Source organism: Streptomyces microflavus, from assembly GCF_014650075.1.
Classification (GTDB): domain Bacteria; phylum Actinomycetota; class Actinomycetes; order Streptomycetales; family Streptomycetaceae; genus Streptomyces; species Streptomyces microflavus.
Map to the genome: position 1 here is coordinate 81903 of NZ_BMUG01000012.1, position 13202 is coordinate 95104.

At 73.6% G+C, this 13202-nt stretch carries 7 protein-coding genes; 1 reads left to right on the forward strand and 6 read right to left on the reverse strand.

Annotated features, from left to right (window positions below; translation table 11 throughout):
* Positions 1–89 precede the first annotated feature (89 nt).
* On the reverse strand, positions 90–1676 hold the full coding sequence (gene guaA, locus IE264_RS30840; protein ID WP_015610809.1) for a glutamine-hydrolyzing GMP synthase: 1587 nt from the start codon (positions 1674–1676) through the stop codon (positions 90–92).
* A 343-nt stretch (positions 1677–2019) separates the two neighbouring features.
* Between guaA and IE264_RS30845 the strand changes: the two genes are divergently transcribed.
* Positions 2020–2322, forward strand: coding sequence for a chorismate mutase (locus IE264_RS30845; RefSeq protein ID WP_031127397.1), 303 nt, complete (start codon positions 2020–2022; stop codon positions 2320–2322).
* Between the two features lie 365 nt (positions 2323–2687).
* On the opposite strand, the gene IE264_RS30850 is transcribed toward IE264_RS30845, so the two are convergent.
* From IE264_RS30850 to IE264_RS30870, 5 genes are all read right to left on the reverse strand, one after another.
* Positions 2688–4394 (reverse strand): hypothetical protein, encoded by a 1707-nt coding sequence (locus IE264_RS30850; RefSeq protein WP_032756353.1) that lies wholly within the window; start codon positions 4392–4394, stop codon positions 2688–2690.
* Between the two features lie 126 nt (positions 4395–4520).
* Positions 4521–6401, reverse strand: coding sequence for a GMC family oxidoreductase N-terminal domain-containing protein (locus IE264_RS30855; RefSeq protein ID WP_032756355.1), 1881 nt, complete (start codon positions 6399–6401; stop codon positions 4521–4523).
* A gap of 62 nt (positions 6402–6463) precedes the next feature.
* The gene (locus IE264_RS30860; RefSeq protein ID WP_032756356.1) at positions 6464–8080 is read right to left on the reverse strand and encodes a succinic semialdehyde dehydrogenase; all 1617 of its coding nucleotides are present in this window, start codon (positions 8078–8080) and stop codon (positions 6464–6466) included.
* A 150-nt stretch (positions 8081–8230) separates the two neighbouring features.
* Positions 8231–9892 (reverse strand): serine/threonine-protein kinase, encoded by a 1662-nt coding sequence (locus IE264_RS30865; protein ID WP_032756357.1) that lies wholly within the window; start codon positions 9890–9892, stop codon positions 8231–8233.
* Positions 9893–10035: 143 nt separating this feature from the next.
* Positions 10036–13179, reverse strand: coding sequence for a serine/threonine kinase C-terminal domain-containing protein (locus IE264_RS30870; protein WP_032756359.1), 3144 nt, complete (start codon positions 13177–13179; stop codon positions 10036–10038).
* Positions 13180–13202: the final 23 nt, after the last annotated feature.

Here is a 13202-nt window from a genome sequence, read left to right on the forward strand (position 1 = left end):
TTCGCCGCCGGATACGACGATGCCGCCGCCCAGACGAATGAGCGACGGCATCGGCGTTGACCAGGGGGCTCAGGAGCCCCGGCGGGAGGTCACTCCCACTCGATCGTCCCCGGCGGCTTGCTCGTCACGTCGAGGACGACGCGGTTGACGTCGGCGACCTCGTTGGTGATGCGGGTGGAGATCTTCGCCAGAGTCTCGTACGGCAGGCGCGACCAGTCGGCCGTCATGGCGTCCTCGGAGGAGACCGGGCGCAGCACGATCGGGTGGCCGTAGGTGCGGCCGTCGCCCTGGACGCCGACCGAGCGGACGTCGGCGAGGAGGACCACCGGGCACTGCCAGATGTCGCGGTCCAGACCGGCCGCCGTCAGCTCCTCGCGGGCGATGGCGTCGGCCTCGCGGAGCAGGTCCAGGCGGTCCTTGGTGACCTCGCCGACGATGCGGATGCCGAGGCCGGGGCCGGGGAACGGCTGGCGCTGGACGATCTCCTCCGGCAGGCCGAGCTCCTGGCCGACCATCCGGACCTCGTCCTTGAACAGCTGGCGCAGCGGCTCGACGAGCTGGAACTCGATGTCGTCGGGGAGGCCGCCCACGTTGTGGTGGGACTTGATGTTGGCGGTGCCGGTGCCGCCGCCGGACTCCACGACGTCCGGGTAGAGCGTGCCCTGGACCAGGAAGGCGACCTCGGGGCCGTCCTCCTGGAGGATCTCCAGCTGGGCCTGCTCGAAGACGCGGATGAACTCGCGGCCGATGATCTTCCGCTTCTGCTCCGGGTCGGAGACCCCGGCCAGGGCGTCGAGGAAGCGCTTCTCCGCGTCGACCACCTTCAGCTTCGCGCCCGTGGCGGCGACGAAGTCCTTCTCGACCTGCTCGGTCTCGCCCTTGCGCATCAGCCCGTGGTCGACGTACACACAGGTCAGCTGGGAGCCGATGGCCTTCTGGACGAGCGCCGCCGCGACCGCCGAGTCCACGCCGCCGGAGAGGCCGCAGATGGCGCGCTTGTCGCCGACCTGCTCGCGGATCGCGGCGATCTGCTCCTCGACCACATTGGTGGTGGTCCAGTTCGGCTCGATGCCCGCACCGCGGTAGAGGAAGTGCTCCAGGACCTGCTGGCCGTGGGTGGAGTGCAGGACCTCCGGGTGGTACTGGACGCCGTAGAGCTTCTTCTCGTCGTTCTCGAAGGCGGCGACCGGCACGACGTCGGTGGACGCGGTGACGGTGAAGCCCTCGGGCGCCGCCGAGCAGGCGTCGCCGTGCGACATCCACACCGGCTGCTCGGTGGGCGTGCCCTCGAAGAGCGTCGAGCCCGCCTTGGTGACGTGCAGCGGGGTGCGGCCGTACTCACGGGCCCCGTTGTCGTCGACCGTGCCGCCGAGGGTGGTCGCCATCAGCTGGAAGCCGTAGCACATGCCGAAGACGGGGACCCCGGCCTCGAAGAGCGAGCGGTCCAGGGAGGGCGCGCCCTCCGCGTAGACCGACGACGGACCGCCGGACAGGATGATCGCGCGGGGGTTCTTGGCCAGCATCTCGGCCACCGGCATGGTGGACGGGACGATCTCGCTGTAGACCCGGGCCTCACGGACACGGCGGGCGATGAGCTGGGCGTACTGCGCGCCGAAGTCCACAACGAGGACCACGTCGGCCGTGGTGTCGGGGGCGGCGGGGGGTGCTGCTGGCACGGGGCGGCCTTCCGGCGGTGGTGAAGGGGGTCGGTTCTTCCGATTCTACCGGCCGTGCGCGAACCCTCCGCCGGGCCGGTGATGCCAGGGGCCGACGCCCGCCGTCTCACGATCCGGGCCCCGTTTTGTCGGGGCCGCCGGGCCGGGGCCATACTGTCCCCCATGCGTCAGCACACGACCTTCGTCTTTACCTATGGCATCCGGCCCGCCGGCTGCCATGGTCGTGTTGCTTGAGCTACTGACAAGCAACGTTCCAGGCGCCCCGGGCCATCAGGCCCGGGGCGTTCTGCGTATCCGGGCCCGATGGCGCCGGGTGGCCTCCACCCCACCAGGAGTCACCACCATGAGCAGCACCGCCACCAGCACCACCCCCGCCGAGCGGACCGGCGCCCACACCGACGAGGCCGCCGCCCTGATCGGTGGCGCCCGCGAGCGCATCGACACCCTCGACGACCGGATCATCGGCCTCGTCCAGGAACGGATGGCCGTCTCGGCGGTCATCCAGGAGGCCCGGATCACCTCCGGCGGCCGCCGGGTCAACCTCTCCCGCGAGACGGCCGTGCTCAGCCACTACAGGGACGCTCTGGGCAAGCCGGGCACCGCGCTGGCGATGACCCTGCTGGAGCTGTGCCGCGGCCGGGTGTGACCCACGGGACAGCACCGGCAGGACCGTATCTGCGTTCGGTGCCCGTCTCACCCGTACGGCGCGTGACCGGGACCGGCGTGCCTTCGTTGGTCCCGGTGTCCGTGCCAACCAGGGGCGGCATCGGTAGAAAACCACGCGTGGCTCCGCCGGGATGTGTGACGTACTGCAGGTACGTCGTGGGACCACATCCTGGCGTCAGTGACCGGTCCGCAGGGGACAGCAGCCCGGTCACCCCATGTGCGGCCGTACCCGGGGACGCCCGGGTCGGTCGCATCGGGATGCAGGACGGGGCCGAGGATGTTCCCCCCTCCCCCACTCACCACCTGGTCCGCTTCAGGACCTCCGTCGCCCGGCCTCGGTCCGCTTCAGGCCTTCCGCCGTCGCCGGGCCGCCGCGAACAGCGCCAGGCCCGTCGTCAGCGCCGCGATCGCCGTGACCGAAGCGGTCAGGGCGGCCGGCGATCCGGTGGAGGCCAGGCTGCCGCCGCCCCTCCCGGTGGTACTGGGCGCGCCCGTGCCGCTCGTTCCCGGGGCAGCGGAAGGAGTCTTTCCGGAACCCGCACCCGGGCCTCCCTTCGCCGGAGGAGCGGGAGACGGCGACGGGCCGCCACCGCTCTGCCCGTTCAGCACCACCCGCGCCGTGTTGTTCCCCGGCTTCGGGTCGAACGGCAGCCCCGCCTCCCGGAGCCCCGGCCCCCGCACCGTGACCCTGCCTGCCGCGCCGATCAGCGCCTTGTCGATCCGCAGCCCGAAGGAGAGGTCCAGGCCGCCGCCGTCGCGGACGGTCGTCGGGGCCGGGCAGACGTAACGCGGGGCGGGGGTCTTCCGGTCCTCCCGGTACGCGCCTTCGGCGGTCACCCCCCGGCACCCCTTCGGTGCCGAGGTGACCGTCGCGCCCTGCGGGACGGTGAAGTCGACGGCGGCCACGCTCCCGCCGGACCGGATACGGCCGATCCAGGCCGGGCCGTCGTTGTGGAAGCCGAGGCGCACCGCGACCGTGGCACCCGCGGCCCCGGACGCCTCGTCGCCGTACGCCACGAAGTCGGCCGTGTTCGCCGTACGGAACTCGGCCTCCTGCTCGTTGTCGCCCGGTTCGAGGTCCACGCCCCGGGCGGCCAGGGCCTTCGTCAGCGGTACGGCCCTGAGCACCGCGCCCGACCCGCGCTCGGAGCGGGCGGCGGAGAACGCACGCGGGACGGTCCCCGCCTCCTGGATGCCGTAGACGAAGAGGTCGCGGTAGGCCCGGGTCGTGGCCTCCAGGGTCAGCGGGGCGGCCAGGGTGTACGTCGCGCCCGCCTCGAAGGCGCCCTCGACGGAGCAGCGGGCCGTGGTCCAGGTCTCGTCCGTGGTGTACGCGCAGTTGGAGTAGCGCTGCGGGATGTCGAGGCCGCGCGAGTACCGCAGGGTGAGGACGACGCCGTCGGCGTCGCGGCTGCCCCGGTTGGCGAAGGTGATCGGCGCCTGCTGCTTCTGCCCGGGGGTGGGCTCGTGGTCGAAGGGGAGCTTCCGCATCACGAGGTCGGGGCCGCCGACGGTGACCCGGGTGGTGAAGGGGGTGAAGGGGGTGAGGGGGGCGGCGTGGGGCGTGGTAGTCGCGCCCCTGGCCTCACCCGTGACCCTGATCGTGCCGGACGCTCCCTGCTCGCTGCCCTTCGCGGCGCCGAGGAGGAGGCCGGTGACGGTGGAGAGGCCGGGTGCGAGGGTGTCGCCCGTGCAGACGGCGCTCCGGGTCCCCTTCGTCGCGCACTCCACCCCGGGCCCGGGGTCGAAGGTGACGTCGGCGATGCCCGCCACCCCGGTCAGGTCGAAGGTGAGGGTGAACCCGCCCTCGTACCCCTCGTCGGCCGGGTTGGTGACCGTGATCCCGGCCGTGGACCGCTTCGGTGCGCCGCCGCCTTCCGCATACGGGTGCAGGGCGGTCTCGGCCGGGCCGCCCAGCGTGAACACCGGGTCGGCGGCCCGGGCCGGGGCGGCGGCGGCCACGGTGAGCGGACCGGCGGCGAGCAGCAGGGCGGTGGCGGCGAGGCCACCCGCCCTGCGGAGCGGCGCGGTTCGCGGGGAGAAGCGTGTCATCGCGGACCTCTGGGGTTCGGCAGGAGCGTGCGACCGCGGTCACATCACTGTGCCGCGGTCAGGCTTTCGACCCCGCAGCGTACGGGGTCGGCCGCACAGCTCTCCGAAGAGCGGCCCAAGATCCGGTCACGGATTGGGTACGGGGGTGTTCCCGACGCCCTTCACCTCCGCCCCGGCCTCCACGGTCCCCTTCGGCGGTACGACGGGGATCCCGAGGAACGGCAGCTTGAGCGCCGCGAACGCGTCCTTGGGGACGGTCGGGGCCAGCGGCTCGACGGGGGCGAGGCGTTGGTAGGCCGCGCCCTGCTCCGGTCGCGGGTCGCTCTCGCCCTTGTTGGGCCAGAAGGACATCGCGCGCTCGGCCTGGGCGGTGATGGTCAGCGAGGGGTTGACGCCGAGGTTGGCGGAGACCGCGGAGCCGTCGACGACGCTGATGCCGGGGTGGCCGTAGAGCCGGTGGTAGGGGTCGATGACGCCCTCCTCCGTGCTCGCGCCGATCGGGCAGCCGCCGAGGAAGTGGGCGGTGAGCGGAGTGCCCATCAGCTCACCGACGTTGGACCCGGCGAAGCCGTTGATCTCCTCGGCGAGGAGGGAGGCGCTGCGGGTGGCCTCGGGGATCTGCGTCGGGTTGGGCGCGCCGTGGCCCTGGCGGGCGGTGAGCAGGCCTTTGCCGATGCCGCCCGGTTTGCGGTACGTCGTCAGCGAGTTGTCCAGCGACTGCATGACGAGCCCGATGATCGTGCGCTCGGACCAGTGGTGGTTGGAGAGCGAACGGACGGCGAGGGTGGGGTGCTTGATCATGTTCGCGAGCCAGCCGCGCACCCGGTGGGCCCCGTAGGGGACCTGGAGGATCGACATCGCGCCCATGGCGTTGGAGCCCTTGCCGTAGCGGACGGGCTCGATGTGGGTGTTGTCGTCCGGGTGGATCGAGGAGGTGATCGCGACGCCCTGGGAGAAGTCGGCCTTCGCGATGCCGTGCTTCCTGCGGTAGCGGCGGTCGCTGGTCTGGGAGCCCACCAGCGCCTCGGAGTTGGTCCGGGTCAGCTCCCCGAGCCTGGTGGAGAGCCGGGGCAGCAGGCCGCGGTCCTTCATCGCGTGCAGCAGGGTCTGGGTGCCGTACGTGCCCGCCGCGACGACGACCTTGCGGGCGCGCAGCTTCGTGGGCTTCGCCTTGCGGCGGCGGTCGGTGGGGACGGTGAGGACGCGGTAGCCGCCCTCAGGGTCCTCGGTGACGGCGACGACGGAGGTCATCGGGTGGATGACCGCTCCGGCCTTCTCCGCGAGGTGGAGGTAGTTCTCGTTGAGGGTGTTCTTCGCGCCGTGGCGGCACCCCGTCATGCACTCGCCGCACTCGGTGCAGGCCTTGCGGGCGGGTCCGGCGCCGCCGAAGTACGGGTCGGGGACCGTACCGCCGGGCCTGGCCTTCGCGGTGCCGTCGGCGTCCTTGCCGTCGCCGAAGAAGACGCCGACCGGGGCCAGGTGGAAGGTGTCGCCGACGCCCATCGCCTCGGCGGCGGCCTTGAGGTGGATGTCGGAGGGGGTCATGGTCGGGTTGAGGCGGACCCCGAGCATCCGGCGGGCCTGGTCGTAGTACGGCTTCAGCTCGTCCTGCCAGTCGGTGATCGAGGCCCACTGGCGGTCCTCGAAGAACGGGGCGGGCGGCACGTACAGCGTGTTGGCGTAGTTGAGCGAGCCGCCGCCGACCCCGGCGCCCGCGAGCACCATGACGTTGCCGAGGAGGTGGACGCGCTGGATGCCGAAGAGGCCCAGCGCAGGGGCCCAGAGGTAGTTCTTCAGGTCCCAGGAGGTCTTGGGGAGGGTGCCGGGGGTGAAGCGGCGGCCCGCCTCCAGGATGCCGACGCGGTACCCCTTCTCCGTCAGCCGGAGCGCCGACACCGCGCCCCCGAAGCCGGAGCCGACGACCAGGACGTCGTAGTCGTACGCGGCGTCGTCCTCGGCCGGGACATGGCTCACGGCCTGTTTCTGGGCAGGGCTGTCCTGGGACATGGCGCTCCTCACTACGGAATCGGAACGAAAAGGGCGTACTGCGGCGGCTTCCGGAGGGGCGCTCAGCGCAGCCGGAACGCCTTCATCGCCTTGAGGCTGCGGGTCATGAACGCGGCGTACTTCTCGTCGTTCATGCCGAAGGACGGGGCGAGCGGGATCAGCCGCTGCTGGGCGACGGTCTGGGCCTCGGTGTACTTGAGGATGCCCTCGGAGCCGTGCCGCCGGCCGAGACCGGAGTCCTTCATGCCGCCCATCGGGGACTGGACGCTGCCGTAGGCGGGGGCGTACCCCTCGTTGATGTTGACGGTGCCGGTCCGCAGTCGGGCGGCGACCTGGTGGCCGCGCCGGGAGTCGGTGGTCCAGACGCTGGAGTTGAGGCCGTACGGGGTGGCGTTGGCCAGCGCGATCACCTCGTCCTCGTCGCTGAACCGGTAGATGGAGACGACAGGGCCGAAGGTCTCCTCGGTGCAGACGGCCATCGGCGCCTCCACCCCGTCCAGGATGGTCGGCTCGTAGAAGAGCGGCCCGATGTCGGGGCGTGCGACGCCGCCCGCGACGAGCGTCGCGCCCTTCTCGACGGCTTCGGCGACATGCCGGCTCACCGTCTCCAGCTGGCGTTCCCCGACGAGGGAGCCCATGTCGGCGCCGTACGCGAGGGAGTTGCCGAGCCGCATGGCCCTGGTCCGGGTGGCGAACCGGGCCACGAAGTCGTCGGCGATCGACTCGTGGACGTACAGCCGCTCGATGGAGATGCAGAGCTGTCCGGCGGAGGAGAAGCAGGCGCGGACGGCTCCCGCGGCGGCCTTCTCCACGTCGGCGTCCTTGAGGACGAGCATGGCGTTCTTGCCGCCGAGCTCCAGGGACACCCCGACCAGCCGGGATGCGGCGCCGACCGCGACCTCACGGCCGGTGCGGGTGGAGCCGGTGAAGGAGACGTAGTCGGCGCGGCCGACGACCTCGGGGCCGACGACGGGTCCCTCGCCGAGCACGATCTGGAAGACCTCGGCGGGCAGTCCGGCCTCGATGAGCAGGTCACGGGCCCACAGGGCGGTCAGGGCGGTCTCCGTGTCGGGCTTCATCACGACGGCGTTGCCGGAGACGAAGGCGGGCAGGGCGTCGCCCACCGACAGCTCGAAGGGGTAGTTCCACGGGGCGATCTGGCCGACGACCCCGCGCGGCTGGCGCAGTTCGGTGACCTTGGTGAGGGTCGGGACGACACCGGTGTGGCGCCGGGGCTTGAGGTAGGCGGCCGCCCGGCGCCCGTAGTGGCGGGCGGCGACGGCGACGGACTGCACCTCTTCGTGGGCGTGCAGCCGGGCCTTCCCGGTCTCCAGCTGGATGAGGTCGAGCACCTCGGACTGGCGGCTGAGGACCAGGTCGTGGAAGCGCAGCAGGATCGCGGCGCGCTGCCGTACGGGGGTGGCGGCCCAGGCGGGCTGGGCGGCGCGGGCCCGGTCGAAGGCGGTGGCGACGTCCTCGGGGGTCGACTCGGGCAGGTCGGCCAGCTTCTCGCCGGTGAACGGCGAGTGGTTGGCGGTACGGCCCGATCCGACGACACCGCGGATCAGCTGGGCGACCACCTCGGGGGTGACCACGTCGGCGGCCGTGCGCACGCCGGCGGGGGCGACCGCGACGGGGTTCGTACCGAGGGGGGCGTCAGGGGCCTGCGAGTCCGTCATGAGGCCGAGAGTATGCCGAGCCGAACACTTTGGGTACCCGTGGGTAACAGTTTTTCACAGGACCCGCCGCCCTCCCGGCAGCACCGCCGCGACCGAGCCAGTGATCGCTGGCGACATAACCGCTGATCAGTGGCTATGGGCCCGGCTCGCTCAGTTCTGCGGGCCCGGCGCCCGCCAGCTGCGCAGCATGATGTCGAACTTCTCGCGGCTCGCCGCCCACCCCTCCTGCGGGGCCGTGAGGTAGAGCGCGTACTCGGGGCCGCCGGGGCCGCCGTAGTACATCTGGTCGATGCCGTGCCGGGGGCCCGCGTGGTCCTTGGTCTCGATCCAGGTGAACTCCCAGAGCGAGCCCGGCCGGTCGCGGAAGGTGTTCTTCTCCAGGCCGATCCGCTGATAGCCCGGCAGCCGCTCGGAGAGCTGCTGCTCCATGTTCTCCATGTGCAGATACGGATGGTCGAAGTCCGGGGCCGGGTCGACACTGATCCGTATGCGGTGGGCCCCGCCGTCGGGGGTGTAGTCGATCTGCCCGTCGTTCACCTCGCGGGTCCAGCTCTTGGGGACGACCAGGCTGAAGCCCGCCGGGTCGTCGACCCGGTGCCAGCCGTCGAGTATCTCCGGGGTCCCTTGGGCGGGCGGGGTGCCGGAGGGGGCGGGGGTGGTCTGCGGGGCGGAGGGCGTGGTGGGGGTCGTGCGGTCGTCGGCCGACGCGCCTTCCCCGTACTTCATCGCGGCAAGACCGGCCGCTCCCCCGAGGACCGCGGCGGCGACGACCACGACGAGCGCCGTGCGCCACCGCCGGGAGCCGCCGCGCCGGGTGACGGGGGCGGAGGAGGGACCGGCGACGGGGGCGGTCGGCACCGTCGTGGAGGGGGCCGGTCCGGGGAGCCGGGCCGTGGAGCCGTCCGAGCCCGCGTACGCGAACCCGGGCTGCTCCTCCACCCGTTGGGTCGGCACATGCGCCTGGGCCGAGCGCGGCTCGCGGCCCTCCATGGCGTCCAGCAGCATCTGCTCGGTCTCGGCGGCCGTGGGGCGGTCGGCCGGGTCCTTGCGGAGCAGCGCGGTGATGACGGGGCCGAGGGGACCGGCGTTGACGGGCGCGGGCGGTTCCTCGGTGACGACGGCCTGCATGGTGGAGATCGGGGACGTACGCCGGAAGGGCGAGCGCCCCTCCACCGCCGTGTACAGGGTCGCGCCCAGCGACCAGAGGTCGGAGGCGGGCCCCGGGTCGCCGCCGCGTACCCGTTCGGGCGCCAGATAGTCGATGGAGCCGACGAGTTCGCCGGTCCGGGTGATGGTGGAGTCGCCCTCGATCGCGGCGATCCCGAAGTCGGTGAGGAGCACCTGGCCGTCGCGGGCCAGCAGGACGTTGCCGGGCTTGACGTCACGGTGCAGCACCCCCGCCCCGTGCGCGGCGCGCAGGGCGCTCAGGACGTGGAGGCCGATACGGGCCGCCTCGCGCGGGGCGATCTCCCCGCTCTCCTTGGCCTGGTCGGCGAGCGAGGGCCCGTCGACGTACTGCATGACGATCCAGGGCCGCTTGTCGTACTCGATCACATCGTGGACGGTGACGACGCCGGGGTGCGTGATCCGGGCCGCCGCGCGCGCCTCCTTCTGGGTGCGGGCGTGCAGCACCAGGCGGTCGGCCTCGGCGACGTACAGCCCGGCGGTCAACTCCTTGACGGCGACCGTGCGGTGCAGCACCTCGTCATGGGCGCGCCAGACCTTGCCCATGCCACCGCGGCCGAGCACCTCGCCCAGCCGGTAACGCCCCGCCAGCACCAGTCCCGCAGCCGTGCCCTGTGATCGATCCACGTGTGTCCCCGCCCCGTTCCTCGGCTTGCCAGATTACGGAGCACGTGCGGTGGGACGGAACCGGGGATCGCCCACGAGACCGCACTGTGATGGTTGTCGCCACCCCACAACCGCCCTCTCTGTGAGCGGCCGATGACGTGCGGTCAGGCGTTCACCCGGTACGAGGCGATGGCCTGCCGGTAGATCTCGGTGACCTTGTCCCGCTCGTCCTCCGGGCCGATGACCTGGACGATGTGGTAGCGGCCGTCGACGATCATGGCCAGGTTGCGGACGTACACCTCGCGGCCCGAGCTGTCCTGCCAGGTGAACTGCCCCTCGGCCATGGCCTGCCGGCCGACGTCGACCCGGCGCAGCCCGGACGAGGTGGACCAACTGGAGTCGCGGAACGGCTGGAGCTCGGGCTGCTTGTCGCGCTGGTAGTCCAGCGGGTCGCTGCCCGCCGCCTTGACGGTGTCCCGGCCGGGCACCACGAGGAGCGTGAAACCGTCGCTGCCGTAACGGATCTGACGGTCCGCGTTGGCGGGGCTGCGCTGCCAGTCCTTCGGTACGCCGACCTCGAAGCCCTCCGCGTCCTTGCGGAGCACATAGCCGGGGGCGAGCGCGACGGCGGAGCGGCTGGTCTGCGGCTGCTGCGAGCCGGGGTCGGTGCTCGCCCCCTCGGAGGGGGTGGGCGCCCCGGACTCGGTGCCCGGCGGGGCGGGGGCGGCGGAGCCCGTGGGCTGACCGGGCGCGCCCTGCTGCGCCCCCGGCTCCTGCTTCGGCATGAACATGAAGGCGTACGTGATGGCCGCGGCCATCAGCAGCAGGACCAGGATCAGCAGCAGCCGGCCGAGGTGGCGCGGCGAGCGTCCATCGCGCGGCCGGGCGGGCTCGCGCAGCACCCTGGGCCCCTTGGGCTCGCGCGGTGCGCGGGAGGGGCGGGGCTGTTCCCAGGCGTCGGCGGGGTGGCCGGAGCGCTCGGGAGGCAGCATCGACTCGTGCCGGGGCGCCGGCCCGCGCAGGTCCGGGTGTTCGGCGGCGCGCTGCTTCTCCAGCTGCTGCCGCCTGCCCTGCCGGTGACGGCCGTGCGCGGATCCGCCGCCGAACCTGCCCCGGCGCCTGCGGACCAGCTCGCCCCGGCGGCGTACGACGGGGAGCCGGGTGGCGTCGGGCGCGGGCAGCGGGACGACGTCGGCGCCCGCCTCCGGCTCGGGGGCGGACCGCACCAGCGAGCGCAGCCAGCCGCGCAGCTCCTCGAAGTCCGGCCGCTCGGTGGGGTCCTGGCGCAGCAGCGACTCGACGACGGGCCGCAGCGCGCCGCACTCCTCGGCGAAGGCGGGCGGCTCGGCGCACACCATCTGGACGAGCTCGGCCGCGCTCTCCTCGGGGTAGGGGGCGTGGCCCTGGACCGCGCGGTAGAGCAGCGCGCCGAGCGCCCACAGGTCGGTGGAGGGGCCGATGGGGGGCGCGAGCTGCCAGTTGTCGTGGACGGGACCGGCCTGCTCCGGTGCCCAGCGCTCGGTGACGGGGCCGACGACGGCGATCCGCGCCTGCCGGGCGCGCTCGGCGGCGAGCGGGGTCGCGGGGCCACGGTAGACGCCGACCTTGCGGCTGCCCGCGACGGCCTCCTCCCAGGTGCTGGAGGGTGCGCGTTCCGCCGGGAGCCGGGTGGCGGGGGCGAGCGAAGCCTGTCCGGGGCGGCGGGAGTCGGCGCGCAGCGCGTCCTGGCCGGAGCCGCCCGCGGGGACGGAGCGCCCGGCGCCGGGGCCGTCGTCCCAGGTGCCCGCGAGGTGGACGCGGCGGGGCGGGCGGGGGCCCTCCTCGTCGTCGTCCTCGTCGTCATCGTCGTAGGGGTCCTCGGGCGGGCTGCCCCAGGGGGCGGTCAGCCGCGGGCCGGGGAGGCCGGCGGAGGCGGGGCCGGGGGCGGCGGGGCCCGGCTCGGGGGTGTCGGTGTCGCGGGTGCCGGGGAGGGCGCCGAAGCCGGTGCCTGTGCCTGTTCCCGTGCCGGTGTGCGGACCGGGGTCCGTGCCCGGGTCGGGGCGCTGTGCGGGGAGGGTGCCGGTGGCGTCTCCCTCCGTGCCCTGGGGCTCCTTCGAGAGGTTCGCGGGGGCGCTCCCGGGCGCCTGGCGACGGTCCTCGGTGTCCCGGGCGGCGGCGCGGGCACCGGCGCGGTAGGCGGCGATCGCCCCGGCCCTGGCTGCCCGCAGCTGGGCGGCGCTCGCGGCACCCGGCTCGGCGGGGGGCCTGGGGGCGGCGGTGTAGGGCACGGCGGGCGTGGCGGGACGCGGAACGAGCTCCTGGCCACCGGGCTCGTCGTGGGCCGCCCGCGCCTCGGGCACCTGCTCCTCGGCCCGCTCGGGCCGGAAGGCGTTCTGCCCCTCGGCCCGCTCCGGCCGGAACGCGTGGTCCTGCGGCAGCTGCGCCCGCACGTACGGCGGGACGAGCGGGAGCTCCTGGCTGTCGTGGCTCCCGGCCGGCGGCAGGGAGTAGGCACCGCGGCCCTCCGGCAGCTCACCGGGCGCGTCGGAGCCGGCCGCCCCGACGACCGGTATCCCCAGCGTGTCGTCGGCCTCGGGCACCTCGTAGACCCCCGGCCCCTCGCCGTACGCCTCGGCCGGATCCCCGTACGCCTCCGGCGGGTCCCCGTACGTCTCCGCCGGGTCCCGGTAGGTCTCCGGCCGCTCTCCGTACGTCTCCGCCACCGGCTCGTCGTCGGGCAGCGGCTCGGGGGCGTACCCGCAGAGCGCCTCCTCGGCGGCGCCCGCCGCGAGGCCGGTGAGCATGACGCGGCCGTCGTCGCAGACCAGGACCGTGCGGACGGTGATGTTGCGGTGGGTCCAGCCGTGCGCGTGGAGCACCCGCAGGGCGGTGAGCACGTCGGAGCCGATCTCGGCGGCCCGGTAGGGGTTGAGGGGGCGTTCGGCGAGGAGGGCGGCGAGCGGGCGGGCCGCGACGAGCTCGCTGACTATCCAGAGCGAACCGGCCTCGGCGAACACGTCGAAGACCTGGTCGAGCCGGGGGTGGTCGGGCACCTGGGCGGCGGCCTGCGCGGCCTCGATCGCCCGCCGGACCGCGGGGTCCGTACTGCGGCGCACCGCTCGCCCGGTGGTGCGCCCGCCCGCCGCCGAACGGCCGTCGGCGTCGAGCACCTCGGCGTCCACGATCTCCGGCAGCGGCACCTGGCGGACCAGGACCTCCTGGCCGCTGTACGTGTCGAACGCCCGGGTCTCGACCAGTTCGTACCCATCGGACGGGGGCAGCGGCAGGCGGTAGCGGTCGGCAAGCACCCGACCCGCGTAGTCGTCCACGACGCCTCCCCAGAGCGCGCTGT